The organism is Streptosporangium sp. NPDC051023, from assembly GCF_040689595.1.
Lineage (GTDB): Bacteria > Actinomycetota > Actinomycetes > Streptosporangiales > Streptosporangiaceae > Streptosporangium.
In genome coordinates, this window is the sequence record NZ_JBFBCE010000257.1 from 1 (window position 1) to 1,220 (window position 1,220).

The window sequence follows — 1,220 nt, forward strand, 5'->3', positions numbered from 1 at the left end:
ACACGAAGCCGTTGGAGTTGCCCAGTTCGAACACCGCCGGCGGCGCCAGCGCGAACACGAACGCGTCCTTGATCTGCATGAAGTTGCCCATCGCCCGGCCGACCACGCCGTTGACGCTGTTGTCGGGCATCGGGGTCTTGCCGAAGCTGGTCAGCCAGCGCCAGCGGTCGCCCCAGGTGCTGGCGCGCTCTTCCCACGGCTTGAGCTGCGAGAACGCCATACCCGCGTTCTGGCCGTTGCCGGCGAAGCTGAAGCCCTGCACGGTGAACAGCGAATCCACGGCCGGGTCGTTGAGGAACTGCTCCTCGACCTTCTTCAGCGTCTCGCCGGTGCGTTCCTGGGTCGCGCCGACCGGGGTCTGCACGATGGTGAACAAGAAGCCCTGGTCTTCCTGCGGCAGGAACGAGGACGGCAGGCGGAAGAACATCACGCCCATCAGCGCGGCCATCGCCGCGAACACGATCATGAAGCGGCCGGCGCGGGTGACGATGCCGTGCACCACGCCCTGGTACTTCTTGTTGCCCGAGTCGAACTTGTTGTTGAACCAGCCGAAGAAGCCCTTGTCGGACGCGTGGTGGCCCTTCTCGATCGGCTTGAGCATGGTCGCGCACAGCGCCGGGGTCAGCACGATCGCGACCAGCACCGACAGGAACATCGCCGAGACGATGGTCAGCGAGAACTGGCGGTAGATCACGCCGGTGGAGCCGCCGAACATCACCATCGGCAGGAACACCGCCGACAGCACCAGGGCGATGGCGATCAGGGCGACGTTGATCTCGCGCATCGAGGCGATGGTGGCCTGGCGCGGGGTCATGCTCGGGTTCTCGTGCATCAGCCGCTCGACGTTCTCGACCACGACGATGGCGTCGTCGACGAGCAGGCCGATGGCGAGCACCAGGCCGAACAAGGTCAGCGTGTTGATCGAGAAGCCGGCGGCGTAAATGATGCCGAACGTGCCCAGCAGCACCACCGGCACCGCGATCGCCGGGATCAGCGTCGCGCGCCAGCTCTGCAGGAACACGAACATCACGATCACCACCAGCACGATCGCTTCGATCAGGGTCTTGACCACTTCGCTGATCGACAGCTTGATGAAGTCGGTGGCGTCGTTGAGGTAGGCGACCTTCCAGCCCTGCGGCAGGTTGGCCGACAGACGCGCGACTTCGGCGCGGACCAGTTCGGCCGATTCCAGCGCGTTCGCGCCGGGCGCGAGTTGCAGC

At 65.4% G+C, this 1,220-nt stretch carries 1 protein-coding gene; it reads right to left on the bottom strand.

Going from position 1 to position 1,220, the window contains the following annotated elements:
* Positions 1 to 1,220 (bottom strand): efflux RND transporter permease subunit (locus AB0395_RS48530; RefSeq protein WP_366295160.1); only part of this gene is annotated, 1,220 nt, incomplete at both ends.